Origin of the sequence: Paenibacillus sp. FSL H7-0918 (genome assembly GCF_038007025.1) — a bacterium.
In the GTDB taxonomy this organism is placed as follows: domain Bacteria; phylum Bacillota; class Bacilli; order Paenibacillales; family Paenibacillaceae; genus Paenibacillus_AQ; species Paenibacillus_AQ odorifer.
The window spans coordinates 939,401-963,669 of sequence record NZ_JBBOWJ010000002.1 but is presented as its reverse complement, the minus strand read 5'-3'; the positions used below and the strand labels follow the sequence as shown (position 1 = coordinate 963,669).

Here is a 24,269-nt window from a genome sequence, read left to right as displayed (position 1 = left end):
CGCTTGATGATTAAAGTCCTACATATAGCAATAGCCCTTACTCTCCTTCTGATAGGATATAGTTCAATTGTTGTATCAGCAGCGACCCCATATCCATCCCAAGAAATTACCAGTTGGCAGATGAGATGGGGTGATGGAACCGAAAACAGCGGCATAGAGGTTCCACAGAATAATGACCAGCAGTATTGGATAAATGTGAATGCTACGAAGGAAATCCCACATCTGCCATCAGGCGTATCCACTTCTTGGACTCGTATTTCCATACCTAACTTTAGTTATATCTCCCCTTCAATCTACATTGATACTTTATATGCTCTTCATGTGAAGGTGTATGTGAACGACCGTTTGATCTTCGAGGAAGATCGTAATTATATTAAGGATAACTATTCTTTGTTGTTGCCTTTGAGTCAAAGCGATAGTGGGAAAACATTATACATTTGGACTGAAACGCTGCAGGATAGAATCGGAATTAAAAATGAAGTAGTGATCGGTGAACACAACCTGTTAATCAATGATTATATTAAAAATGGACTCAGCGATGTGATTTTGGGCTGTGCTTTTTTTCTTGTGGCTATCGTTCTATTTATAAGCTCTCTCTACATTAATAGGGACTATTTTTCCAGTGTGGCTTCACTAGCCGTTGTAATAGGTTCAACCGGAATTCTCTCGATAACCTATTCTCCTTTTATTTATACCTTTTACAGCGATTTAGGCGCGATTAGTAATGTATTTCTTGATTTGGCTTTATTCTCACTTTTACCGGCGCTTACTCTTTTATTTGAAAAAATATTTGGCAGTGGAAAATATGCGATCGTCCGTCGTTTTCGTCAATTTCAAGTCATTTACTCCTCATTTTGTTTGCTATGTCTTTTGATCAATTTTCTATCGAATAATAGCTATATTGAGTTTTATTATTTTGTATCTACCACTATTATCGGGTTCATCCTCATCCTTCAGTTCATCTTGCTGATCGTATGTGTGATTATATTTTCGCTTAAAGGGAATAGGGACGCTATCATTTTTGCCATTGGCTTTGGAACGGCTGCATTTACTGTAGTGTCAGAGTTACTGTGGTATTACATTCATAAGGGGAACTATGATTTATTCTTGTGGAAGTGGGGCATTGTTGCCTTCATAATCTCCTTGATCGTAATTCTGGAGCGAAGACTAGCCTATAGCCATCAACAGGTTGTTAACTATTCTAAAGAATTAGAGCGTTTTAACAACGAATTGCAGCGTTCAGAAAAAATGGAAATTATTAGCGAGCTTGCTGCATCTGTTGCTCATGAAGTGCGGAATCCACTCCAGGTAACTAGGGGGTTCCTTCAGCTGCTTAGCGAGAAATCCGTTGGTGAAGAGGAAATATTTATGTCGATGGCCCTTAGTGAGCTGGATCGTGCTTCCGGGATCATTACGGATTTCTTAACCTTCGCAAAACCGGAATTTGAGACGATTTCCAGTCTGAATTTGTATAATGAATTTAAGCATATTGAGAGTATTATGCAGCCGCTTTGTCATTTAAATGGAGGAAAAATGATTCTCGATGTATCGGGCGAATTATGGGTGAAGGGGAATTCCTCAAAGTTTAAGCAAGCCTTCATCAACATTATCAAAAATAGCATTGAATCTTTCCGTGACGAAGGGTTTATCTATATGTCGGTGTATGCGGAAGAGGAGAACGTAATCATTCATATCAAAGACAACGGGGAAGGGATGGACGCGGATGTCCTGCACCGATTGGGAGAGCCTTATTTCACTAAAAAGAATAAAGGGACTGGTCTTGGATTAATGGTCACTTTCCGTATCATCGAAGCTATGCAAGGTAAAGTGAAATTTACAAGCAAAAAAGGAGTGGGAACCGAATCCATCACCATACTGCCATTGGCAGAAGCTCCGGATGATTCTCACTCCTTAGGGGGTTAATCTTGTTGTCTTACCACGAACCGCGTGGTGCTGCGGTTGCCTTCAATACATCGGAAGTAGGACTTGGTGGAATTACAAGATAGAATTCGTTGGAGCCTTCTTCAACGGCTTTCAAGGTAACGCTGTCGGGAATAATTACGCCTAGTGCTTCTTGGAGAGCCGCTTTTGGGTCTGAGAGTAGTCTTTTCTTGAAACTTGGATCTTCCCATGCCTTTTGAATGACTTGATTTCTAAGAATTGCTTCTGACATAATAATCACCCTTCCCAAATTGTATATATTTACCTTTAATAATATAACATAGCAAAACTACTAATACTATTCTTTTTATTACAAAATAATAGAATTAATGGACATTTTTTGACAACCAATGATATAATCCTCCGTTTAGCAAGAGCTGCTTGTCCGCTTCGATGGAATCAGAGATCTGCTGTAAGTTACTTACTAGCATGGAATGGAACGCGATAAGATGAGGGGTATCAAGGTCGGAAGCTGTAACTTTGTTATGTGTGTCGTGTGCTAATTGCGTATAGGTATGTAGACCATTTGCAGTGAATAGATAAAATTCGACCTCTTGCGTAGTGAGTTTAGCTGCACTGCTGTTTGGCAGATGTTTGCGAGTTAGGGAGAGAAGACAATTATAGTTGCCCGCGGATAAATCTTCTTTCCAGTCCTCATAGTCATCCAGCATTTGCAGTGTAAGCAAAACCGAATGGATAAGCTCTTCAGCTTGCGGCACTAAATCACTCTTTCCAGACATCAGAAGGGCAGCAGTGCTGGATAGCTTGAGCGGACTGGCTTTATAGGCAATTTTGACCCGATCATTAAGAAAATAGTCACTGGTATTTTCGTTGCTAACACTATCTGCCCACTCCATGATATAACGATTAAATAAGATCCAGAAAGCGGATGGCTCCGGAAATAGTATCCGGTAGATATTTAAAAATTCGACATAAAGCAAATTTGCCAAGGGCAATTTTTCGTATGCGGAGGATTCTTGGCTGTCCATCAGGTCATCCTGTATGAAGAAATACAACATAAAAAAGACGTTGCCCATCGACATCTGGCGAGTAACCTCTGCAGAGATTCCGCATCCCTTCTGCAGCCAAAAGGGTAAAAGATAACATATGTAGTTTTTGTGGCTTTCAGCGTTAAATACGTTAAAATGCTCAAGATAGGACATACCTTGTTGATTTAGAGGTTCTGGAAATTCGGAAATAATCCGTCTGCTTTCTTGGAATACCAAGCGTAGTTCATCTTCGTAGTCATTTAGCCAATCCATAACAACCCTCCTATAAAATTTTTACGAAAATGGTTCTTTTGCCCTGATTATAGCTTTCTCTTTATTCCATTACAACTAAAATTTAGGAGGTATTAGCAAATATGGAATGGTATACTTTCGGCCAAATGCTTATGGCGATTCGAATGGGTCAAAAGGCGGAAACACCGGATGGCCGCATGGTTATGCGTACCTCCACAGGACTTTTTTGGATAAACGGAATCCTGCAGGGAAAAGTGGTAGAAATCAAAGACTATCTGTTCTCTGACCTATGGCGAATCTATGAGGATGAGGAAAGCAAGCAGGAGGGAATTGGCAGGGAACAACACGAGCAACGTGAGCGGGAGATGCTTGAGAATCAATATGAAGAGCTGCGCTGGGCGAACCGAAAACGTTAGTTCAACGTTCGATTACCCAACAGCAGCTATATAGAGAATCTTAATAAGAGGGATTAGGAACTTACGGATGCGGAGAGCTCTGATTTTAATGCTTCATATTGACTACGCAGGCGTTGAAGTTTCGAGATACTTTGCTCCAAGCCGCCGAGCCGGTTGCGTTCCGTCCACAAGAGACGATATTGGTGAAGGAGTATATCAAGATCATTGATTTGCTTCGTAATCAGCGCAGGATCAAGCGAATCTGGTGCTGATGTCAACTGTAGCTTGATTCTGCCAAGCTGCACAGCATGCTTCACGAAATGGATGCCATTACTCAATTCTTTCAGCACAAGAGCAGCATCCTCGCATTGAAGATCTAGCCCCGATAGCCGCGCCTCAATGGAGAGCAGATATTCTTCGAGATGATTGAAGTGTTCCTCAGTAAGCTTCTCTATGATTAGGAAATTGTCCAGATGGGTACGCAGCAGCAGGGACATTTCTGCATCATTCGAACGGTTGATACTGGATTCAAGCTGATAGTAATTGCCGAGATCCAGGAGCAGCTGGCCAATTCCCTCAGAACGATCTGCAAAAATAAATCTATTTAAATACTGTGCAGTATCTGCTTCCAGATTATGATCTACACTCCAGGATAGGGCTGCGCCGTAGGCGAAGCCGGCATAGCTGACCGGCAGATGCTGCCAGTGTCCAAAATCTCCCCAATCGGTAATGAGATAACCGATAGCGCCGTTGTTTTTGCCATGAATAGCTGCACTGCGCAGATTGGCTAACATATTGTCCGTGCGTCCTGTAATGGAGTTCCATGAGCTGGTGCCTGGGCAGACATAAAAAGGAATACCTGCTTCACGGAATTTGAGCGTATCGGACTCGAAGGGATGCTCCGCGCTATAACCCCATTCCATAGCAATAATATCCTTAGGAAGCTGAGGAATCAGTTCGGGATGCTGGATAATGATATCGCCCCAGAATTGCATCGTTTTGCCACGTTTTGTAACCAATTCATAAATCTTTTGCAGGAATGATAAATAGAGTTGACCTTTGCCTTGAGTTTCTGCCAGAGCTTTATTTTTACCAAGACCGAGTTCATAGGTCTCATCGCAGCCTACATTAAATTGATTGGAGCTAAAGTAAGGCAGCAGATCGTCAAACATTTTGTCTAGCAGAGGTAGTACAGCAGGATCTTCGGTATCAAAAGTACCAGGGTGCATAAATAAGCCTTCTGGATAAACGTCCGGCGCATACAAATTCTTCGGAAGCATAAAGCCTTCGGGAATTTCAGCTAAAGCGTTGAATTCTGGACGAGAGAGCCAGCCCTCCATATGCCCAAAGCTGTTCTGATTGGGAACAAGCTCTATATAACGTGCTTTGCAATAGGCATCCAGAAGCAGGATTTCCTCTCCGGTAATTGGGGTTTCAAGCTCCCAGACTTGAGGGAAGGATTCATAAGCGAACGGAGCACCTTCTATATATAGCTGAAGTTCATTCATCTTCAAATCAGCCATAAGGTCAATGATCCGGTACAAGGTTTCTTGCTTCGGGATTTTATTGCGGCTGATATCTATGAGCAGGCCTCTGGCTCCAAAATCAGGTTCATCGCGAATATGCAGCTGAGGTATAGATTTTCCACTTTGTTCTATGATTTGTTTCAGGGTTGCTGCTGCGTAGAAAGCGCCTACAGGAGAGCTATAGGAGACAACGATACCCTTCTGTTCGACAACAATCTCATAGGCCTGTGCAGACAATAATGGCACATAGTTAAAGTTACAGACAGATACAACGGTTGGACGTAAGCCAATGGATAAAGTCAGCTGCAGATTCAATGCTTGTGCAATTACTTCCTGTAGTTTTCGTGCAGCTGGCATGGCAGATTGTTCTTCCATATTAGGAAGCACGATGCTTCCGCTTGTTGGGAAATGGAAGGAGCCTTGTGACAATGTGATTTCACGCGGATTAGGGAAAAGCAGTAGTGTAGAATGATTAAGCATAGCGTGGACACCTCTTATTCATGTAGAATATGATCATCTTCACAATAACCTTATCACTACTAAACAAGGGGAGGAATGCCTATAATGTCCAAGCACATGGATTATATGATCAGTCCATATCCAATAAGAATTATTGATCCCAAGGTTGAATCCTCCAAGCTGAAGCTCAAGAATATAAGGGTGGGACAGGCAGGACATCTGCCAGGAAGAACGTTATTCCGTTCAGGTGTAGTTTTTGAGCACTGGGCCATTGTTTACATAGTGTCAGGTAGTGGCTCCTACATGGAGATTGGGGGAAAAGAGCAGCAGGTGCGTGAAGGCAGCTTATACTTTTTCCGCCCAGGTTACAGTTATAACTTTGGTCCACCACCGGGAGGCAGCTGGGATGAGTATTATATTAACTTTAATGGCACGCGTGTATCCGAATGGCTGGAATCGGGCCTCATAGCCGGGGGAAATGTTTTTCAAGCCCAATCTATAGTAGGTCTTACTACCTTATTTGAAGAAGTGCTGGAACGGATGGAGAGCGGAGAACCTGTAGATGCGGATCGGGCAGCATTATTGCTCGAAAGAATGCTGCTGGAGTGTTCTTTTATAATAGAAGAAAAAAGTTGGAATTCTCAGGCTGATTATATGCGTCAGATTCGGGAAGACCTGAACTTATGCATTTATGGTGAAATGGACCTAGAACAAATAGCGGCAAAACATCATGTTTCGATGTCTACGCTTCGTCGTCTTGTTCGGCGCAGCAGTGGATACCCGCTTCATGAATATATTCACCGTCTAAAAATGGCGGAAGCCAAAAAGTTGCTTTTCAACACATCATTACAAATTAAGGAAATTTCTAGTATGCTTCATTATAATGATCCGTTCTATTTTTCTCGTTTATTTAAAAAATATATGGGGATCGCACCCCAGCTTTGCCGGAATAACATTTAAATCGACATCATCCTACTAGAGTCCCAACAGCAATTGTTATAATTTGTATAATTGTTGTCGTTTTATAAGATATGTTGAAAATTATGGATTAATATTACATAAATACGTTAGTTCTTATTAACTATAGTGGATAAAATTCCAAATTTTAGTGATAAAACCTACTAAAAAAATAATAAATTTTTTGTAACTATTTTTCAAATGGAAGCGCAAACATGGGAAATGTCAACTTGTTATTGTGATTTTTCTCATGTATGATGCTTTTATCGAGCACAGTACAATCTTGCATTTTCCAAAAAACTGGAGAATAGGGTGGTGGGATGAAAATCAAACCAACTGCAGAAGACAAACTGATTGCGTATTACAGGTATTTTTCATTGTCCCTCACATCACTCATGTATCTTCTAGATCAGACGGGACCTTCCATAATTTATAAATCACTTATTATTGCTATACTTGTTATGTTTGCACAAACGTTCTCATTTTGTTATCGAAGGCTACGCAGCAGGCCGAAGACTCTCGTCCTGGCTGTTAGTATAGAGATGGTGGGAATTATCGCATTGACCTTGTTTACGGGTGGGTACGAAAGCTCTTTTAGGCTTTATGTGCTAAATCCTGTATTGATTGCTGCAGGCTCATTGTCCATTTATTTTGGATGGTCGTTGCTCTTAAGCTACATCAGTATTTTTGCGGTGCTCTGTTATTTTTTTATCAATTCTGCGAACAGAAATTTTCTGGAAATTGTATTTATAAATGGGAATCTGTTTCTAACACTGGTACTTACGGTTATAATAATGCAGATCGTTAATCGGATGAAGCGGCAACGTGAAGAATCGAATGCTCGCACGAAAGAGACGATGGAGCATATCAAATCCCTGTACCATATCGTGGAAACCTCAAGCCAACATGATTTCATGAATATCGGTCAAGTGATCACCGATTATGTTGTTAAGCTAACGAAGCTGGATAAGGCTTTGTTTTGGTTCGCCAAGAAAAGCGGAGAACCAGCTCCGCAGAGCAGGCAGACCGGCTGGCAGCAGGAAGAGGAACAGTTCCTATTCTCAGAACTGGGAAAACATGAGCATGAATGGAGATTGCAGCGAGAGCCTATTTTTAGAAATCTGCCGGGATTAGGAGATTTCCTGCTGATGCCTGTACGGATGAGCACCCGTTTTGTAGGGATGATTGGACTCAAGCTGGAGTCTACAGAGGGGCTGGAAGGCCGCAGATGGTATATTCAACAATTGATATTCTTATCTGAGCTAAGTGCGAATATTCTTGAAAGACATGAGCTTGGTGTGATCGAGAACCGGTTGATCATCACGAACGAACAGAACCGGATTGCGGATGAAATGCACGACAGTGTATCGCAGAGCCTTTTTGGTATTGTGTATGCGACGCATTCGCTGAAGGAATCGTGGAAGAGAATGTCAGATCATGAGCTAGAAGAACAAATTGAGCTTATTCATGACTCTGCTACAAAGGTTGCTAAAGAACTGCGGATCACGATCTACAGTCTTAGCTCCAAGAAGAGTGGCGGTCCTACTTGGTTGGGCATGGTAAGATCACATTTGAAGAGCTTATCCAGGTTAAATGATGTTGATATTGATTTAAAAATAACGGGCGATGATTTCAGTCTCCCTTATCCTTACCACAAAGCGCTTTTTCGGATTATCTCCGAAGCCACTGGTAATGCCATCAGGCATGGTGCTGCCAGTCGAGTGGATGTAGAACTGTCTCTAAAGCCGACTTGGATTCGATTATTGATTTGTGATAATGGTGTTGGTTTTGATACTGATTTGTTATGGATTGAATCTGAAGATAGTGTAAGCGGACTTGGCATGAAGAATATGCAATATTTGACCCAGTCGCTCGGTGGCGACTTTCAGTTGTCCAGTAATGAGAGCACAGGAACAAGAATTATGATTTCGATTCCTGTCGGTGTAGCTGAATTAAAGAATGCATAAACTTTAGGCGGGAGGTCGTTTCTGTGAAAATCGTCATTGTAGATGATCATCCTTTAGTTAGAAGAGGACTGGCATCTGTCATTTCAATGCAGCCGAATGTGCAGTTTGCAGGTGAGGCAACGAATGGCCAAGAAGCGCTTCTTGTGATTGAGGAGACGCAGCCTGATCTCGTATTGATTGATCTTAAGCTAGCAGATGAATCGGGATTGGATGTCATTAAGACAGCACGTGCTCGTGGTATCGTTAGTAAGTTCATTTTGTTGACGTCATCTGCGAGCAGAGAGGATTTCCTGAAGGCTGAAGAAGTACTGGTAGATGGATATGTACTGAAAGAGGCGTTGCCTGAGGAGTTACTGTTTGCTATCCAATTGGTGCATAAGGGAAGAAAGTATTACGATCCTGGTCTGATGGAAGATAAAATGCGCATGAGTGGAAGCAGCCCAACGGATGAATTGACACCCAAAGAAAAGGAAGTCCTGATCGAGCTGGGGCAGGGCGCATGCAACAGAGAAATTGCTTCACGTCTTTTCATTAGCGAATTTACGGTGAAAAAGCATGTCAGTCAGATTTTAGCTAAATTACAGGTGGCTGATCGTACACAGGCAGCGCTTTATGCAAATGCTGTCGGATTAACCAAATATGAAATGTCATACGAGTGAAAATTGAAATAATTCGTAAGCATTGTACATGAACACGGACAGGTTGTCCGTGTTTTTTTGTGCGTTAAAACTTAAATTAGCCCTATATATGGCACTAAAGTATACCTAATCCCCCTCTTAAGAGGTATAACGTCTTACTCCAAAGTGAAGAGGAAAGTGATGGTATGAGCCATGTGGCGAATGGTGTGGATTGATAGAATTAAAGCAACAACTGAAACTTTCATGAATGCTTTCAGAATGTAATTTTAGCGGAAGGAGGGTTACTGTGGAAAAGACGATTCTGGATTACATTAACCTGATTAAAAAAAGGTTTTGGCTCATCATGGTGTTCGTTTTGATCTCCTGTGCTACGACTTACTATGTTAGCAAAAACTTCGTTGAACCCGTCTATTCCGCTTCCGGACAGCTACTTGTCAACAACATTGCCAAAGCTCCCGAGAGCAACAATCTTAACGATTTGAGCTTTAGCCTGAATTTAATTGAGAGTTACAAGGAAATTATGAAATCACCAACCATCATGAAAAGCGTAATAGAAAATCACCCGGAGTTTGGTCTCACGGCCGATGAACTAAGTCAGAAGCTTGAGATTAAAACTTCAGAGAAGAGTCAGGTGATCAACCTCAATGTTCAGGATGAAAGCTACACCAAAGCTGCCGGGATCGTAAATGCGGTATCGCAGACATTCATTCGTGAATTGCCGTCGCTGATGAGGGTAGACAATGTTACCTTGCTGACACCGGCCGATCCGACTGATGTTCCAGGGCCCTCGAACGGCGGGTTTGCGATGAATCTCATCATTAGCTTTGTTGTATCCCTTATGGCTGCCTTAGGAATTATTTTGCTGATGGAAACACTTAACGGCACATTAAGGTCTGAAAAGGAAGCGGAATATGACCTTGGTCTACCGGTAATTGCTTCGATCGCAACCATTCGCAAACGTGATTTGGGCAAGGCGGCAGGCGACACCAGAGTGAAGGAGGGTGCTTATGTTGCGGCTAAATAAGAGTCTGGTTACAGACGTTAATCCATCCTCGCATATCTCCGAATCGTTCCGATCACTGCGCACATATATACGTCAGCTTGAACTAGCGCAGGGCGGCGGAGGAAAAGTGCTGCTCTTTACATCAGCAGAAGCTGGGGCAGGCAAGACGACAATCTTGTCGAATCTCGCGGTTTCTTTCGTCCAGGACGGCAAGAAGGTAGCGGTGGTTGACTGCAATCTGAGACATCCCGGTCTTCATACCGTGTTTGGAGTAGAGGGGAGTGACGGGCTTGCGGCTTATTTAAGTGGGCAAGAGGAAGCAGATAACATCGCAGTCCTCGGAAACTTAGCCAATCTTTCAGTCATCCCGGCAGGAAAAACTCATGTTAGTCCGCCGGATTTGCTGGGGAACCCCAAAATGACCGCTTTGCTTGAGGAACTAAAAGAAAACTACGATCTGATCCTGCTGGATTCTCCTTCGGCAGTCGATTTCAGTGATGCTCGTATATTGGCACCTCAAGCGGACGGCGTGATTCTGGTGGCCAGATACGGAAAGTCCAAACGGGAATCGATTCGCAAAGCGAAGACGCTGCTTGAACAGACCGGCTCTAATCTAATCGGAATTGCCATGAACCAGGCGAAGTAAATGTTTATGCTTTCGAAGGAAGTTTTGCTTGAAGTCAAATTATTGAAGCTAATGCTCACAAAACTTAAGTTTATGCTTTCGAAGTGAGTTTTGTACGAAGTCAAATCATTGAAGCTAATGCTCACAAAACTTAAGTTTATGCTTTCGAAGTGAGTTTTGTACGAAGTCAAATCATTGAAGCTAATGCTCACAAAACTTTTAGGAGGTAAAGTGCGATGAAAAAGGTAAAAAAAGTAATCATACCCGCGGCAGGACTAGGTACGCGCTTTCTTCCTGCAACGAAAGCCATGCCTAAAGAAATGCTTCCGATTATCAATAAACCAACCATTCAATACATTGTTGAGGAGGCTATTGCTTCCGGTATTGAAGATATCATCATTGTTACTGGTAAAGGTAAAAGAGCCATTGAGGATCATTTTGACAATGCGTTTGAGCTGGAGTCTAGGCTTCTGGAAGATGGAAAGCTGGATCTGCTTAAAGAGGTTCAACGTTCAGCTAAGGTAGAAATTCACTATATCCGCCAGAAAGAACCGAAGGGTCTGGGGCATGCCGTATGGTGTGCAAGACGGTTTATCGGAGATGAGCCATTTGGTGTCATGTTAGGCGATGATATCGTCACAGGAGCCGTACCTTGCCTTAAGCAGCTGATCGATCAATATGAAGAAACACAAAACTCGGTTATCGGAGTTCAAGAGATTCCTGATGAATTCACGAATCGTTACGGTATTATTGAACCGGATTTGCAGGACGGTAAATTGTATCGGGTTAACAATTTTGTAGAGAAGCCGCCACTAGGTACGGCACCTTCCAATCTTGCGATCATGGGCCGGTATGTGTTTACGCCGAAGATCTTTAAGTATCTCGATTTGATGGAAGAAGGCGCTGGCGGAGAGATCCAGTTGACAGATGCCATTCAGAAGCTGAATCAGAGCGAACGGGTATATGCCTATAATTTTGACGGAACAAGATATGATGTCGGCGAGCGGCTTGGATATATTTTGACAACACTTGAATTTGCACTGCAAAGCGAAGATTTGCGCTATCCGGTGATGGATGCAATGGCGGAATGGCTGAATAAAATGGGACAAACCAGCTTGAGTAGTTAAGTTGAGTTCGCAAAATTTTAGATGAGGAGGATGAGCATGCAAAAACTGCCGGAAGACTACGAGGCGGTCCTGCCGAAACTTTACATGCTGCATACCGATGAGAGAAGGAAAGAAGCAGAGTCCTATTTGATAATGAAACGGATGATCGATATCTTTTTTTCCGCTCTTGGTCTTCTCGTGTTAATGCCATTATTTGTTGTCGTGGCGATTCTGATCAAGCTGGAGGATCCGAAAGGAAAGGTGTTCTTTCGGCAAAACCGGGTTGGGAAGAATGAAAAGCAATTCCCGATGTATAAGTTCAGATCCATGGTCAGTAACGCTGAGGAGTTAAAAGAAAACCTGATGGCCTATAACGAAGTGAGCGGTGCCATGTTCAAGATTAAGAACGATCCGCGGATCACACAAATAGGGAGATTCCTGCGCAAGACGAGCATCGATGAGCTACCTCAGCTGTGGAATGTGCTGATAGGTCAAATGAGTCTGGTCGGTCCTCGTCCTCCGCTGCCAGAAGAGGTGGCTCAGTATACGGATTATGACAAACAGCGTTTGACGGTTACTCCAGGTTGTACCGGATATTGGCAAGTAAATGCCCGAAACAGTGTCGGCTTCGACGAAATGGTACAGCTGGACTTAACCTACATCCATATTCGGAGCACCATGCTGGATCTAAAAATCATTGCTAAAACCGGACTGATGTTACTCGGTTCAAAAGATGCTTATTAATAATGTGGAAATTAGGTGAATGCCGATGCGTGAATACGGAGACGTTCCTAAGCTTTCCATTATCATCTGTACCTACAACAGAGCACCTTTATTGATCAAGACGCTTCAGTCACTTTTAAAGCTGGATCACTTAGAGCAGGCGGAGATCATTGTTGTGGATAATTGTTCCAAGGATGATACTGAAGCTTGCGTCAAAAAGTTTATAGGAAAGCATGGAGCTGATGTGGATATCCGCTACATGATGGAGCCGATGCAGGGGCTTTCAGCGGCTAGAAATACAGGAATTCTGGCTTCCAAATCGCCGCTGATTGCCTTTCTCGATGATGATGCCATACCTTGCCAGCGTTGGATAACAACGATTGTCAGTACTTTCGAGAGTAAACCGGAGGTCATGGCTATGGGAGGCAAAATCGCTCCGATATTTGAAAGTAAACGTCCGGACTGGTTGATTAAACCCTTTGAGCTTCCGTACACGATTGTTGATTTAGGTAGCCGGATTAAGGAATATCCCAAGCAACTTCATCCTTGTGGGGCCAATATGGCGATGCGGAAGCTCGTATTCGACATCAGTCTTTTTCCCCTAGATCTCGGAAGAAAGGGTGATTCTCTGCTCTCTGGTGAAGAGACCTGGTTATTCGGACAGATTCAAAAAGAAGGGCATTCCATCCTCTACCATCCGGAAATGGCGGTTGACCATTTCGTGCCGGCGGCCCGTTTGACGGAAGACTGGATTATGAGGCGCTATTATAGCCAAGGCATCTCTAACGCTATGAAAAGCGAAGGACTAAAAGGCAAGCTGCTTCTAGTGGGAAAGACAGCCGCTAAGCTCGTGTATATCCTGGCTGATTCTATCCTCTCAAGAAGTAAAGGAAGAAGGCTTTTGAATAAATGCAGGCTGGAGAGTATTCGTGGAACGCTTCATATGATTCTCAATCGGGAGAGGCATTCCGCAGCGGGGTGAGGGATTAACATGACAAATTTTGAGTGGGGCTCCAAATTAAATGTTTTGCCATACGGGATGCTCTATCTCATGTCGGCCCTGTTCTTTGGAACGGCGGTCATCTACCAGCCGATGATTGCGATAGCTGCCGTGCTTCTGATTATTTTGCTGGGAATCTCGATTTCACGGCCTGAACTGATCAGTTATTTCGTTCTAATCACGACGGCAATATCGATTAACTTTTTATATGATGGCAGCATGTTCGGAATGGAGATACTGTCCCTTTATAAATTGGTTATCGTGATGCTGCTTGTTCCTTGTATTCTGGTCAATGGCTTGCGGTTTCGTCTGAGTCACCCCTTGTGGGCAATGGTAGCGCTGCTGGTGATTACCTTTGGGTCTTCGATCTGGCTGCCGGAAATGACCTCATCCATTGCAGTTAAAGCTTTTATCGGTCTATCCATTCCATTCGTATTTTTATTAATCAACTGGAAAAAGAATGTAGCCGAGCTGCAAATCAAAATTATCTGTATGCTTCCCCTTGTTAGTGTAGTGGTTGGTTTGTTGCTGCAGCTTGCGCATGTTCATAATTTTCTCAACATCGAGTATACAGGCGCTGTACGGATTCAGGGGGCTAATATTCCTGCGCATTTAGCGATGCTGGCCTTTATGGGAGTAGCGATTCCATTTATAGAGGTGAAGCGGAATCCGCAGCAAGCACGCTTTTTCTATATCATGTTAGTTCTAAATTTCTTTATCTTGATTGGAACAGGAACAAGAGGGCCTATATTGGCACTTGGACTTACCGTTCTCTATTACTTCTATGATATTCTCCGCCAATATTTGAAGGGCAGAACCTATCTGCTAATTCCGTTGATGGGTGCATTTTTCCTGATTATGGTCGCCGTTTTCTGGCAGCTCGATAATTTTGAGAAACGTTCCTTTGAGAGACAGACAGATACGGCTGTTGATTTATCAGGAAGGTCAGAGGCATGGGAGTATTTCTTAAACAAGGCTGCGGACTCTCCTTGGTCTGGTAGAGGGCTTGGAGCAGTGACGGTAGCAAATGATGGAACATTGTATAAGGGTTTTGTAGTTCCGCACAACGAGTATATCCGCTTTTACTTCGATGGGGGATATATTGGCGCTATTCTGTTGATGTTCTCTTTATTGGCTGTATTTATTCTGGTGTACAGAGCATTGGCTCCGCCGATCAAACCTTATTATCTGTTATTTCTTGCAGCGTTTTTAATCTACTCATTCTCCGATAACACGCTGTCGACGGTCCAATTTATTATTCCGTTCTGTTGGTACCTGAACTGCCTGTATCGATCTTCACAGCCAACCGATTCCCCACAAAAAGAAGTGATACGATGAGTCAAGTGAATATGTTCGATGTCAATTTTGATAACTATGATTTCATGGATTTGCTTGATTACATTGATAAAACCATTCAGGAGAGGAATCAGTCTTATATCCTCACTTGCAATGTAGATCATGTGATCAAGCTTCGTAAGGATAAAGAATTTCAAACGGTATATTCGAAGGCAGGCGCAGTTGTTGCTGACGGAATGCCACTGATCTGGGCATCCAAAATGCTAGGCAAGCCGCTTAAGCAGAAGGTATCCGGCGCGGATCTATTTAATCGATTGGGCAACGCCTTTGAGCAAAGGAAGTACCGGCTGTTCTTCTTAGGCTCAGCTGAAGGCGTGGCGGAACGGGCAGCGATGAATTTGAAAACAGCACATCCCGGAATAAATGTGGTTGGCTGTTATTCTCCATCCTATGGATTCGAGCACAATGAGGAGGAGAATGAACGCATTATAGAAATGCTGACAGAGTGCCAGCCAGATATCGTGTTTGTTGGTGTAGGAGCACCTAAGCAGGAAAAGTGGATTTACCGCCACTATACCTCTTATCAAGCTCCGATATCGATCGGAGTGGGAGCGACCTTTGATTTTCTGTCAGGCTCAGTGAAACGAGCGCCTAGCTTCATGCAAAAAACAGGGTTCGAATGGTTCTGGCGGCTTAGCCAGGAGCCAGGCCGGCTCTGGAAAAGATATCTTGTGGACGATGCACAATTTCTACTTTTATTACTTAAGGAACTGCGTAAGCGGGATAAGGTGAAGGAAGGAGGCTTGGAATGAGTGTATTTACGCCCCCATCACTTAGGTTCATCAAGACAGTTGGATTAATAGGGGGGACTGCTGCTGTAGGTGTCTCTCTTCCGCTGATCATCGGCTTCTCCAGTGCGATGCTGAGTTCATCGAACAGTCTGCAGGGAGCCATTCTCTCAGCCATCCTATTCCCAGCTTTCTTGTTAGCCATACTTAGACCGAAAATGCTGGTTGCTTATACCTTGCTAATCTGGGCCGTAGCTCCAGAGCTGCGCCGCATTGCTGACTGGTCAGAAGGAGTGTATCACTCTGTATCCTTGCTGAGCTTAGCTCCCTTGTTAACCGGTGTAACCTTGATCATTCCGCTGCTGAAGGAGATTCATAATATTCAAAAAGCCTCCACGCGGATCATGTTAATGTTCGCAGTTGCGCTGGGTTATGGTGCTTTAATCGGTTTGGCTAAGAATGGCATGGGCTCAGTTTATGACTTAGCGAATTATATTGTGCCACTGCTGTTATTGCCGTACTTTGCCGTCACGAAGTTCAAGCCGAAGGATATCGATCGACTGCTTACCGCTTTTGCCAATATTGCAGTCCTAGTTGCCATTTACGGGATTGTTCAGTATTTGACGGTGCCACCTTGGGATGTGTTCTGGATGAAACATGCGGATATGATGTCCATCGGAAATCCATATCCATTGGAAATCCGAGTGTTCTCTACGCTGAATTCGCCCGGACCGGCTGCAACCTTCTTAGCGTTTGCTTTAGTTCCGATGATACTGGAGAAAAAATGGCGGGGAACATTGCGCTGGATCGGCGTTCTGCTAGTTGTAATCTGCCTGCTGACTACTTTGGTACGTGCGGCATGGCTGATACTCCTGGTGATGCTGCTCATGTATATTGGAACCTCTCCTTCTAAGGGAAAGTGGAAAACCTTGATCCAATTAGTTTTTGTGGCTGCTGCGTTGTTCTGGGTTGTGCCGAAGTTGCCTGGTGCCGAAGGACTGGTTGCTCGGGTAGAGACACTTTCTTCTGTTCAAGAAGATCACTCTTATAATGAACGGCTAAGCTTATGGCAAAACATGCTGCCGATGGTTGCCGCCAATCCAGTAGGTCAGGGAATTGGTAGTGTAGGCCAAGGGACTAAGCTTGGTAATGACGGCGAGCTTGGAGAGTACGGAATTATGGATAACGGAGTTATCGCTTTACTGCTTACCTTTGGTGTTCTGGGTGCTGTTTTCTTCTTCGGAGCTTTAGGCGCAGTTGTCAAACAGATATTCGCTAGAGTAATCAGCAGGGACCAATTGCAGCCCTACGCCCGACTTGCGTTAGCTACTTGGACCGGTGCGATTGTCAGTCTAGTTTCAGATAATGGGTTTCCCGGACTCAAGGGATACTTAATCTGGATGCTGATCGGTCTTGGCCTCAGCGCAAGGGAGATTACTCAAAGTAGAAGGAAGGGAACACCGTATGCAGCAGTTGAATGCAAAATCTCTCCCCGCTAGAACAATCTGGTCATCTTTTAGACTGTTCGCCAAGAGCAAGGACAACAGCTCGGCAGCCGTAAAAACTATGTTTGTCAGTGTCATGATCCTATTGATTAACATGTTAACTGGTGTACTGACCGCACGTTATCTTGGACCGACAGGTCGTGGGGAACAGACGGCAATGATTAACTGGTCACAGTTTCTGGCGTTTAGCATGAGCTTTGGCATTCCTTCAGCTCTCATCTATAACGCTAAGAAAAATCCGGAGGATGCCGGAGTGCTTTATCGTATGGCATTGCTGCTCGGTACCATTTTTGGAGTCATAGCGATGATTATAGGTATCGTGGTCTTGCCTTATTGGCTGAAATCCTTCAGTCCGGAGGTCGTGACCTTTGCTCAGTGGTCTATGATTCTGTGTCCGATTATAGTGATCTCTCAAATTAACAATGCAGCTTTTCAATTCAGAGGCGAATACAAGAGGTTTAATTGGATTCGCTATCTAGTGCCGTTGCTTACACTGACGATGATCGGGATATTGATCGCGCTGGATCAGATGAATCCATTTACAACTGCAGTTGCCTATCTTCTTCCGGGAGCTCCGCTGTTTATCGGAATGACGATTTCCTTGCTTCGTACCTATAAGGTGAAGATGAGAGGGGCCTATCAGAATTTAAAAAGATTGTTTACTTACGGGCTTGGTTCCTACGGCAATGACTTGCTTGGCAATTTCTCTACCTATATCGATCAGATCGTAATTGCCGGTTTGTTAAGACCTGCTGATTTGGGGCTGTATGTAGTGGCTGTGAGTCTATCACGAATGGTTAATTTTTTCTCAAGCTCAATTACGATCGTGTTGTTTCCTAAGGCTTCTGAGCTGTCCAAAGAACAGGCAGTTGAGTTAACATTCAAAGCCTTCCGAATAAGTACGACCTTCACCATGCTTGGCGGAGTATTCCTGATGCTCTTAGCCCCTTTAGTAATTCCGTTGATGTACGGCAAAGACTTCAATGCGGCATTAACCGTGTTTCGCTTATTGCTCCTTGAAGTGACCATTAGCGGAGGGACGATCATTCTGGCGCAGGCATTTATGGCGTTAGGCAAGCCAAAAGTGGTTTCGATGCTTCAAGGTTTCGGCTTACTTTTGGTTATCCCAATGTTGTTCCTGCTCATCCCTAAATTTGGCTTACTCGGAGCAGGGATAGCGATGTTGTCATCAGCAATCCTGCGATTTTTCTTCATTGTTCTCAATATAAAGTACACCTTAAAAGTTAAACTTCCGCGGCTGCTCATTACCCGGGAGGACATTCAGTGGATGAAGACGACGATGAATTCTTACATTCGCAAGAAACCTATGGATATGAATGGATAATGCGAAAGATAAAGGAGGAAACCTTCATGGATTCAGTAAAAAGCGTGGTAGGCGGCCAAGGCAATTATCCAATATCGGCTGTCATCATCGCTCAGGATGACGAAGTTCGAATATCTAAGGCCATACAATCCTGCAGGTTATTCGCCGACGAGGTGGTTGTGATTGACGGAGGCAGCAAAGACGGGACAGTACAGCTTTCTGAAAGCTTGAATTGTCGTGTATACGTCAACCCTTGGCCCGGATATGCGAAACAGAGGGAGTTCGGAGTAGAACGCGCGGTTCATGATTGGGTCTTCCTTATTGATACTGACGAAGTGGTCAGCGACGAGTTGGCCACGAGTATTCTTGAACTGAAACCGGGGCTTATGGATCAATCGGTTGCCTATTCTATCTACCGGATCGGTGATTTTATGGGCAGATGGCTGGATCGTGGCGAATATCTAGTGCGCCTTTACAACCGCAAAGCGTATGGCATTCGAAATAGCTTGGTGCACGAGATGCCCGAGGTCTCTGAAGAGCGAACCATACGTTTGACAGGAACCCTCTGGCATTATGGTTACCGCAGTATTAACGATCATGTGGCACGTTTCAATAAGTACACTGACTTGGAAGCTGAAAGTGCGTATGCCAAGGGCAAACGATTTCGGGTCAGTCATCTGCTGTTAAGACCACCAGCCCGTTTCCTGCAAAAGTATTTCTTACACGGGTTGTTCAAGAAGGGAATGTCAGGTTTCGGAGTATCCGTATTCTGGGTCATGTATGAATTCATGGTCGGCTTCAAGCATTACGAATTAATTAGATCGGGAAAGCTGACTCAGCACAATGCGAAGACGAGTCAGACCGAGAAGGAGAATAAAGGAGAGAGAAGCTATGCCGTACAGTGACGGATTGAACATTATGACGACAGGCCTTAGCTGGCCGTCGCTACAGCCGGGTGGGCTTAACACGTATTTCAAATCCGTTTGCGAGCAACTCTCCTCACGTAATCGGGTGCATGCGCTGATTTGCAGTCAAGAGACGCCTGCTACCCCTGAGGAATTGATTATTCACAATGCCGGAGATCCAAAAGATGGGATCTGGAAACGTAAGGATGCTTTCCAGCGTAAGGCGGCCGATCTGATGGGAGAGGGCAGTGGCCGTATAGATATTTTATACACTCACTTTGCTCCTTATGGTATTGGTCCAGCCCTGGAAGCAAAGAAACGTGGGATTCCTGTAGTGATGACTTTTCATGGCCCATGGAATGAAGAAATGAAAATCGAAGGCCAAGGCATTAAGCACCGGGTCAAAACAACCATCGCCAAATCCATTGAACATAGAGCCTATAAGCTTGCGGATAAGTTCATCGTGCTTAGTGAGACGTTCCGCGATATTCTCCATAAGCTGCACGGAGTGCCACTACACAAAATTATTGTGATTCCAGGCGCAGCTAATGTGGAACGTTTTATCCCCGCTACGAATCGATTGGCGATTCGCCGAACCTTGAATTTACCTGAGGGAGCAACAACCGTGCTGACTGTCCGGCGGTTGGTCAATCGGATGGGACTACTCCAGCTGCTTGAAGCCTGGAAGCAAGTTGCGGAGCGATTCCCGAATGCAATTCTGCTGATTGGTGGTAAAGGGCCGTTGCGGGGGGAACTGGAAGAAAAGATCGCCGACTATGGCTTAAGCAACAAGGTAAGGCTGCTAGGCTACATTCCTGATCATGAACTGGCCTCTTATTATCAGGCAGCGGACATGTTCGTGGTTCCCTCACAGGCATTGGAGGGCTTTGGTTTGATTACCGTTGAAGCCTTATCTTCAGGATTGCCAGTGATGGCTACACCGATTGGCGGCAATAAGGAAATTTTGCAAGGCTTCCGGCCGGAGCTGCTATTTAAGAGTTCAAGTAGCGACCACATGGCTGAAGGCATGATCCATATGCTTAGCAATCGAAAGCTGCTTCCGAGCCGGGATGAATGTAGGGAGCATGTACTGGAGAGATACACCTGGGAGCATGTTACGGATCAAGTAGAATCCGTGTTCCTACAAGCCTTAGGAGAGGAGGTGACCACGTAATGCTTAGAGTGGCCTATATAGATCACACTGCTAAATGGAGTGGTGGAGAAGTTGCCCTGTTTAACATCCTTACCCATATTGGAGAACAGATCGATCCCCTGGTAATCCTGGCTGAGGATGGTGCCCTGGCTGAACGGCTACGAGAAAAAGGGATGGATGTCCGTATTATTCCGCTGGATGAGAGCATCAGAAGTCGTGGTAGAAATGCAGTTAACTTGGGAGCACCTGCTGCAGCCTTCAAGCTGTTGGCTTATGGCCGCAAGCTTGCGCCGCTTTTAAAAGCGGAGAAGGTAGATTGCGTGCACACCAATTCCCTGAAATCTGCATTATACGGAGCCATCGCTGCAAAAATAGCGGGCGTTCCATTGATCTGGCACATCCGGGATCATATTGGAGCTCCTTATTTAAAGCCAATCGTTGCCAAAGGCATTCGTTTGCTGTCGCGTCTGCTCCCCAATGGAGTCATCGCAAATTCACATTCTACGCTGAATGCTTTGGAGTTGCCGCGTTCGAAAAAAACGCTGGTCGTATACTCCGCTTTTGCTAAAGCGATTGGTAATGGAATCGGTATGCGGGACCAGAAGGATTTTAACGTACTGCTAGTTGGTCGATTGGCGCATTGGAAAGGTCAGCATATTGTGCTGGAAGCCGCAAAAAGCTTTAAGAACGAACCTCGTGTGAAATTCTGGCTGGCCGGAGACGCTCTGTTTGGAGAAGAGGCTTATAAGCAGGAATTGCTGCAAAAGATAAAAAACGACGAGCTTACTAATGTAAGCATGCTAGGGCATGTGGATGATATCCAAGGCCTTATGAATACTGCTGATTTACTGATTCACACTTCGGTAACTCCTGAGCCTTTTGGCCAAGTTATCGTTGAAGGAATGGCAGCGGGATTGCCGGTGATCGCCTCCAATGAAGGCGGGCCGGTAGAAATTGTAGTTCAAGGTGAGACAGGGCTACTGATAGAGCCTGGTGACGCGGCGATACTGGCAGACTCCATTAAATGGATGCTGGATCACCCAGAGGAAAGACGGCGGATGGCGGACAATGGGATGAAACGAGTGAAAGAGCATTTTGTTATCGAGAATACGGTCAAGGACATCGTTGACTACTATAAAGGTTTGTTGGCGGGCACCTGACAGATGATATGACGCGGTAATTCTGAAGATGATGCTCCATAAAACTTTGAGGATGATTCACATGAAAATTGCGATAGCGCACGATTACTTAATCCAAATGGGCGGCGCGGAAAGAGTGGTGGAAGTCTTTCATCACATGTATCCCGAGGCTCCAATCTACACAACGGTTTTTAACGGAAGCCGCCTTACTGACAATCTCAAAGATGCGGATATCCGTGCCTCCTGGCTGCAAAAGATTCCGGGGGTAAAGACCAATTTTAAAGGGGTGCTGCCACTTTATCCAATGGCCATCCGTGATTTGGACTTTCGCGGTTTCGATATCGTCCTGAGTTCCAGCAGTGCTTTTATGAAAAGTATTCAAGTTCCTAAACATACGTTTCATCTTTGTTACTGCCATACGCCTATGCGCTTCGCATGGGATTATGACACCTACATGGAACGTCAGTCGAATTCCGGGCTGTTCAAAAAAATGCTTAAGGTATACATGCAGCAGCTCAAAACGTGGGACCAACGGACTTCCAAAAATGTGAATCAGTTCGTAGCCAATTCTTCAGTAGTGAAGACGAGAATTCAGAATTATTATCACCGGGATGCAGATGTCATATTTCCACCGATTAATACAGCCCGGTTTACAAGCTCTTCTACCATTGGTGACTACTATTTAATTGTCTCCCGGCTTGTTTCCTACAAGCGGATTGATCTGGCAGTAGAGGCTTTCAATCGTAACGGTCTTAAGCTTTATATCGTAGGAGATGGACCGGATCGCAAGCGTCTCGAAGGCATGGCTAAGGATAATGTATCGTTTCTGGGCCGGCTAGAAGATGAACAAGTAACTGGAATGATGGCACAGTGTAGAGCATTTATTTTTCCAGGAGAAGAGGACTTTGGAATTACACCGCTGGAAGCGAACGCTGCAGGAAGACCGGTAATTGCTTATCAAGCAGGTGGGGCACTAGATACTATTATTCCTTATGTAAATGGTGTGTTCTTTCAGCATCAAGAAGTGGAGGATCTACTTAAGGCTATTTATGAGGTAGAGTCCTACGCTTGGGATATCGATCAAATTATGGAGCATGCACGTAAATTCGATGAGCAGGCGTTTATGGTTAAGTTCAAGCAGTATGTTGAGCAGGCGTACGTCAATTTTCTAAAAGGAGGATGATAATATGAAGCTGACAGTAATCGGTACTGGGTATGTGGGTCTTGTATCTGGCGTGTGCTTTGCACTGGGCGGACATCATGTCATCTGTGTGGATAAGGACGAGGAAAAGATTAAGAAGCTGAAACAGATGGAATCGCCCATCTATGAGCCGGGAATCGAGGAACTGATTGAACTGAATCTTCGTGAGGAACGGTTATCTTTTTCTGCAGATCTTCAAGCGTCGGTGCGCCGTTCAGATATTATCATTCTTGCTGTAGGTACGCCATCATTGCCTAACGGTGAAGCAGACTTAACCTACATTGAGGGTGCAGCCGCTGAAATCGCCAAAGCGATGGAAGGGCACAAAATTATAATGACTAAATCTACAGTTCCAGTAGGAACAAATGAAAAAATCTCTCAAATGATCTCTAAGTATACCCAACATTCTTTTGATATCGTGTCTGCACCTGAGTTTTTACGTGAAGGGTCAGCGATTCGCGATACCCTCCATCCTGATAGAATTATCATTGGCCTTGATAATCCAGAGCTGGAACCAACAATGCGCGAGCTTCATAAGGGTTTCACAGAAAATGTATTTGTAACAGATATACGCAGTGCTGAAATGATCAAATATGCTTCGAATGCATTTTTGGCCACGAAGATTTCCTTTATTAATGAGATCGCCAATATTTGTGAAAAAGTGGGAGCTGATGTAACCGAGGTAGCACAAGGAATGGGTATGGACCAAAGAATCGGGTCATCCTTCCTGCAGGCTGGTATCGGTTATGGAGGCTCCTGTTTCCCGAAAGACACTAATGCGCTCATTCAAATTGCGGGCAACGTCGATTACGAATTCAAATTATTGAAATCTGTAGTCGAAGTGAACAAGGGACAACGGTTTATGATCATCTCCAAGCTGCATGAATCACTTGGCAGCCTGCGCGGTTCGACGATTGGGATATGGGGGCTTGCCTTTAAGCCTAATACTGATGATGTCCGCGAAGCTCCCGCCAGAGAGATTGTTGAGGCACTGGTGGCTGAAGGGGCAACAGTCAAACTATATGATCCAATCGCAGCTACAAATTTCAGGCAGCAATATGATCATCCGCAGCTTCGCTGGTGCAATCTGCCTGAGGAAGCGGCTGAGGGCAGCGATGCCGTATGCCTCTTGACCGATTGGAGCCTACTCAAGGATATTGATCTGCATCAGCTGGCGAAAAGCATGCGCAATGGGGTGCTGATCGATGGACGCAATGTGTATTCCAAGGAGCAAATTGAGGGTACCGGACTCGTTTATCATTCTGTCGGCCGCCCGCAGATGGGTGGATTGAGCGGTTATTCTGCTAGTGTGGCTGGAGCGGTTTAATCTAAGTTATATTGATTGAACTTGTGATTTTTCTATTTAGGGATGAGCCG

22 protein-coding genes are annotated in these 24,269 nt (G+C 44.5%); 19 read left to right on the top strand and 3 right to left on the bottom strand.

Annotated features, from left to right (window positions below; translation table 11 throughout):
• The first annotated feature begins 6 nt into the window (after nucleotides 1–6).
• Entirely contained in the window at nucleotides 7–1,923 is a 1,917-nt protein-coding gene (locus MHI15_RS18295) for a sensor histidine kinase (RefSeq protein WP_256717070.1), read from the top strand.
• Between the two features lie 10 nt (nucleotides 1,924–1,933).
• Here MHI15_RS18295 and MHI15_RS18290 read toward each other — a convergent pair whose 3' ends face one another.
• Both MHI15_RS18290 and MHI15_RS18285 read right to left on the bottom strand, forming a co-directional pair.
• Nucleotides 1,934–2,173: an NHLP leader peptide family RiPP precursor gene (locus MHI15_RS18290; RefSeq protein WP_170914256.1), complete on the bottom strand. Its 240-nt coding sequence runs from the start codon at nucleotides 2,171–2,173 to the stop codon at nucleotides 1,934–1,936.
• Nucleotides 2,174–2,267: 94 nt separating this feature from the next.
• Nucleotides 2,268–3,203: a hypothetical protein gene (locus MHI15_RS18285; protein ID WP_341164671.1), complete on the bottom strand. Its 936-nt coding sequence runs from the start codon at nucleotides 3,201–3,203 to the stop codon at nucleotides 2,268–2,270.
• A gap of 101 nt (nucleotides 3,204–3,304) precedes the next feature.
• Here MHI15_RS18285 and MHI15_RS18280 point away from each other — a divergent pair, with 101 nt between their 5' ends.
• The gene (locus MHI15_RS18280) at nucleotides 3,305–3,598 is read left to right on the top strand and encodes a hypothetical protein (RefSeq protein ID WP_341164670.1); all 294 of its coding nucleotides are present in this window, start codon (nucleotides 3,305–3,307) and stop codon (nucleotides 3,596–3,598) included.
• Nucleotides 3,599–3,651: 53 nt separating this feature from the next.
• On the opposite strand, the gene MHI15_RS18275 is transcribed toward MHI15_RS18280, so the two are convergent.
• Nucleotides 3,652–5,583: a glycoside hydrolase family 20 zincin-like fold domain-containing protein gene (locus tag MHI15_RS18275; RefSeq protein ID WP_341164669.1), complete on the bottom strand. Its 1,932-nt coding sequence runs from the start codon at nucleotides 5,581–5,583 to the stop codon at nucleotides 3,652–3,654.
• 84 nt (nucleotides 5,584–5,667) lie between these two features.
• On the opposite strand from MHI15_RS18275, the gene MHI15_RS18270 reads away from it, so the two are divergent.
• From MHI15_RS18270 to MHI15_RS18190, 17 genes are all read left to right on the top strand, one after another.
• Entirely contained in the window at nucleotides 5,668–6,522 is an 855-nt protein-coding gene (locus tag MHI15_RS18270; RefSeq protein WP_038568894.1) for a helix-turn-helix transcriptional regulator, read from the top strand.
• 317 nt (nucleotides 6,523–6,839) lie between these two features.
• Nucleotides 6,840–8,486, top strand: a complete 1,647-nt coding sequence (locus MHI15_RS18265) for a sensor histidine kinase (protein ID WP_076137153.1) — start codon at nucleotides 6,840–6,842, stop codon at nucleotides 8,484–8,486.
• A gap of 23 nt (nucleotides 8,487–8,509) precedes the next feature.
• Nucleotides 8,510–9,145 carry a response regulator gene (locus tag MHI15_RS18260; RefSeq protein ID WP_036676623.1) on the top strand — a complete coding sequence of 212 codons (636 nt, stop codon included), beginning with the start codon at nucleotides 8,510–8,512 and terminating at the stop codon, nucleotides 9,143–9,145.
• 265 nt (nucleotides 9,146–9,410) lie between these two features.
• Nucleotides 9,411–10,148 carry a YveK family protein gene (locus MHI15_RS18255; RefSeq protein WP_076129269.1) on the top strand — a complete coding sequence of 246 codons (738 nt, stop codon included), beginning with the start codon at nucleotides 9,411–9,413 and terminating at the stop codon, nucleotides 10,146–10,148.
• Nucleotides 10,132–10,773: a CpsD/CapB family tyrosine-protein kinase gene (locus tag MHI15_RS18250; protein ID WP_341164668.1), complete on the top strand. Its 642-nt coding sequence runs from the start codon at nucleotides 10,132–10,134 to the stop codon at nucleotides 10,771–10,773. The genes MHI15_RS18255 and MHI15_RS18250 overlap by 17 nt, the downstream gene beginning before the upstream one ends.
• Before the next feature lie 215 nt (nucleotides 10,774–10,988).
• Nucleotides 10,989–11,879 (top strand): UTP--glucose-1-phosphate uridylyltransferase GalU, encoded by an 891-nt coding sequence (gene galU, locus MHI15_RS18245; protein ID WP_042185171.1) that lies wholly within the window; start codon nucleotides 10,989–10,991, stop codon nucleotides 11,877–11,879.
• Nucleotides 11,880–11,909: 30 nt separating this feature from the next.
• Nucleotides 11,910–12,602, top strand: coding sequence for a sugar transferase (locus MHI15_RS18240; RefSeq protein WP_076129267.1), 693 nt, complete (start codon nucleotides 11,910–11,912; stop codon nucleotides 12,600–12,602).
• Nucleotides 12,603–12,627: 25 nt separating this feature from the next.
• Entirely contained in the window at nucleotides 12,628–13,563 is a 936-nt protein-coding gene (locus tag MHI15_RS18235; protein ID WP_036676610.1) for a glycosyltransferase, read from the top strand.
• A gap of 9 nt (nucleotides 13,564–13,572) precedes the next feature.
• A complete protein-coding gene (locus tag MHI15_RS18230) occupies nucleotides 13,573–14,919 on the top strand; it encodes an O-antigen ligase family protein (RefSeq protein WP_076194187.1) in 1,347 nt (448 codons plus the stop codon).
• Nucleotides 14,916–15,689: a WecB/TagA/CpsF family glycosyltransferase gene (locus tag MHI15_RS18225; protein WP_036676606.1), complete on the top strand. Its 774-nt coding sequence runs from the start codon at nucleotides 14,916–14,918 to the stop codon at nucleotides 15,687–15,689. The genes MHI15_RS18230 and MHI15_RS18225 overlap by 4 nt, the downstream gene beginning before the upstream one ends.
• Nucleotides 15,686–17,164 (top strand): O-antigen ligase family protein, encoded by a 1,479-nt coding sequence (locus tag MHI15_RS18220; protein ID WP_076129265.1) that lies wholly within the window; start codon nucleotides 15,686–15,688, stop codon nucleotides 17,162–17,164. The genes MHI15_RS18225 and MHI15_RS18220 overlap by 4 nt, the downstream gene beginning before the upstream one ends.
• Nucleotides 17,130–18,515 (top strand): oligosaccharide flippase family protein, encoded by a 1,386-nt coding sequence (locus MHI15_RS18215; RefSeq protein WP_076129264.1) that lies wholly within the window; start codon nucleotides 17,130–17,132, stop codon nucleotides 18,513–18,515. Before MHI15_RS18220 ends, MHI15_RS18215 begins: the two co-directional genes overlap by 35 nt.
• A 26-nt stretch (nucleotides 18,516–18,541) precedes the next feature.
• Entirely contained in the window at nucleotides 18,542–19,399 is an 858-nt protein-coding gene (locus MHI15_RS18210) for a glycosyltransferase family 2 protein (RefSeq protein ID WP_340395082.1), read from the top strand.
• Entirely contained in the window at nucleotides 19,386–20,573 is a 1,188-nt protein-coding gene (locus MHI15_RS18205; RefSeq protein WP_036676596.1) for a glycosyltransferase family 4 protein, read from the top strand. The genes MHI15_RS18210 and MHI15_RS18205 overlap by 14 nt, the downstream gene beginning before the upstream one ends.
• Complete coding sequence (locus MHI15_RS18200) at nucleotides 20,573–21,712, top strand: glycosyltransferase family 4 protein (protein WP_036676593.1); 1,140 nt, start codon at nucleotides 20,573–20,575, stop codon at nucleotides 21,710–21,712. Before MHI15_RS18205 ends, MHI15_RS18200 begins: the two co-directional genes overlap by 1 nt.
• A 61-nt stretch (nucleotides 21,713–21,773) precedes the next feature.
• A complete protein-coding gene (locus tag MHI15_RS18195) occupies nucleotides 21,774–22,874 on the top strand; it encodes a glycosyltransferase (RefSeq protein WP_036676592.1) in 1,101 nt (366 codons plus the stop codon).
• 4 nt (nucleotides 22,875–22,878) lie between these two features.
• The gene (locus MHI15_RS18190) at nucleotides 22,879–24,219 is read left to right on the top strand and encodes a UDP-glucose dehydrogenase family protein (protein WP_076129263.1); all 1,341 of its coding nucleotides are present in this window, start codon (nucleotides 22,879–22,881) and stop codon (nucleotides 24,217–24,219) included.
• Nucleotides 24,220–24,269 lie beyond the last annotated feature (50 nt).